The organism is Streptomyces sp. NRRL S-37 (assembly GCF_000721605.1).
Lineage (GTDB): Bacteria > Actinomycetota > Actinomycetes > Streptomycetales > Streptomycetaceae > Streptomyces.
Genome location: NZ_JOIZ01000064.1, coordinates 1 through 2,686, shown reverse-complemented (window position 1 = coordinate 2,686; position 2,686 = coordinate 1). Strand labels below are relative to the sequence as shown.

1 protein-coding gene is annotated in these 2,686 nt (G+C 73.5%); it reads right to left on the bottom strand.

Annotated features, from left to right (window positions below):
* The coding region (locus IH50_RS0136660) for an SDR family NAD(P)-dependent oxidoreductase (RefSeq protein WP_030872879.1) at positions 1 to 2,686 on the bottom strand (2,686 nt) is incomplete at both ends.

Genomic DNA, 2,686 nt, shown 5'->3' with positions numbered 1-2,686 from the left:
CTCGTCCCGGCCCAGACCCTCCAACCGCCGCACCAGACCGGCCACCGCCACCGAACCACCCGCGACCGACCGCCGCACCCGCACCCGGATCAGACCACGGAGCATGGGGTGGATGTCGCCCTGTTCCCGCAGGGCGGGGAGGTCGAGACGCACGGGCAGGACGACGGGTTCACCGGTGTCGAGTGCCGCGTCGAAGAGGGCCGCGCCCTGCTCGGGGGTGAGTTCCGGCATGCCGGCGCGGGCGATGCGGTGGACGTCGGTGTCGGAGAGCGTGCCGATCATGCCGGCGTCCTGGGTCCACGGGCCCCATGCGAGGGACGTGGCGGGCAGACCGAGCGAGCGGCGGTGCCGGGCCAGGGCGTCGAGCGACTCCACCACACCGTCGTCCAGCACACCCGCCGCGTGCACCACCGCCCGCACCGGATACCGGCCCACCAGAGCAGCCACCGCAGCCCCGTCGGCCACGTCACAGGCCTCCACCGACACCCGAGCACCCAGCCCGGACAACTCGGCGACCAGATCCTCGGCACCCTCGGCAGCCGCACCACGACGGCTCACCAGCAGCAGATCACGCACACCATGCTCGACCACCAGATGCCGGGCCACGATCCGGCCCAAGCCGCCCGTGCCACCCGTCACCAGGACCGTACCCCCGGCCACATCCCAGACGGACGCAGCCGAAGCACTCCGCCCGGAGGCCACACGCGCCAGACGAGGCACCAACACCTCACCCCCACGCACCGCGACCTCGGCCTCGGCCTCACCCACCGCCAGGGCAGCCCCCAGCAACTCAGCCGACAACACCACCGTCGGCTCGACATCCAGCAGACCGAACCGCCCCGGATGCTCCGAGACAGCCGACCTCACCAGACCCCACACGCCGGACCCGGCCAGGTCACCGCCCTCAAGCACTCCCCGCGTCACGAACACCAGACGCGACTGCGCGCACCGCTGCTCCGCCAGCCACGACCGCACCAGCCCCAGCGCCCACGAGGCCGCGCCGTGCACGGAGTCCACCGTGCCGGTCTTCTGCGAGCCGCGGTGCGGTACGACGGCGAACACCGTGGCCGGTACCTCGCCGTTCTCCATCAGCGCGTCGAGGTCGGCATGACGGGGCCCGGTCAGGGCGGCGAGGAGGTCGTCGGTGGTGCCGAGGACGGCCGTGGAAGGGGTGTCCCCGGCATCACCGGTCGTCCCGGGAGCGGCGACCGGGGTCCAGGCCACGTGGAACAGGGCGTCCCGGGTCGTGGTGCCGGCGGCGGTGCCGGAGGCGACGGCGCGCAGCACCAGGTTCTCGATGGTGGCGACCGGTGCTCCGGTGGGGTCGGCGACGGCGACGGACGCGGACTCGTCACCGGTCCGGGTCAGGCGGACGCGGACGGCCCGGGCGCCGGTGGCGTGCAGGGTGACGCCTTCCCAGGAGAACGGGACGACTCCCCGTGCGAGTCCGCCGAGGGCGGAGATCTGCACGGACGCGTCGAGCAGCGCCGGGTGCAGGCCGAAGCCGGCCGCGTCGCGCTCGGCGGAGTCGGGGAGGGCGACCTCGGCGAACACGTCGTCGCCCCGGCGCCAGGCGGCGCGCAGGCCCTGGAAGAGGGGGCCGTACTCGTATCCGCCCTCGGCCATGCGCTCGTAGAGGCCCGTCAGGTCGACGGGCTCGGCGTCGGCGGGCGGCCAGACGGCGGTGTCGAAGGCGGCGGTGTCGAAAGCGGGAGCCGTACCCGGGGCGAGGACGCCGGTGGCGTGTTCGGTCCAGGGCCGGTCGTCCTCGCCTTCCGGCCGGGAGCGGGCGGTGAGGACCCTGCGGCCCGCGGTGTCGGCCGGGCCGACCTGGATGTGCAGTTGGACTCCGCCCTGCTCGGGGAGGACGAGGGGGGCGGCCAGGGTGAGTTCCTCGACGCGGTCGCAGCCGACCTCGTCCCCGGCCCGCACCGCGAGTTCGACGAAGGCGGTGCCGGGCAGCAGGACGTTGCCCATGACGACGTGTTCGCCCAGCCACGGGTGGGTGCGCAGGGAGAGGCGGGTGGTGAGGAGGAGTCCGTCGGAGTCGGAGAACTCGACGGCCGCGCTGAGCAGGGGGTGCCCTGCGGAGCGCAGGCCGGCGGACTCGACGTCCCCGGAGGACGCGTCGGGTGTGGGCCAGTAGCGCTGGTGCTGGAAGGGGTAGGTGGGGAGGTCGGTGAGCCGGGCGCCGGTTCCGGCGAAGTACGCGGCCCAGTCGACCGTCTGTCCGTGTGCCGCGAGTCGTGCGAGGGCGGTGAGGGCCGTGGTCTCCTCGTCGCGGTCCTTGCGCAGCACAGGTACGAGGAGGGCGTCGTCGCCGGCGCTCTCGCGGGCCATGCCGCTGAGCACACCGTCCGGGCCCAGCTCCACGAACCGCGTGACACCCTCACCGACCAGCGCACGGACACCGTCCGCGAAACGCACGGCCTCACGGACATGGGTCACCCAGTAGGCGGGCGTGGTGAGTTCACCGGACGCGGCGATACGGCCGGTCACGTTGGAGACGACGGGTAGCAGCGGCTCGGCGTAGGACAACCCCTCGGCGACCGTACGGAATTCCTCCAGCATCGGCTCCATCAGCGGCGAGTGGAAGGCGTGCGACACCCGCAGCCGGGACGTACGACGCCCCAGCCCGCGGAACACCTCCGCCACCGCCTCCACCGCGGTCTCCACACCTGAGATC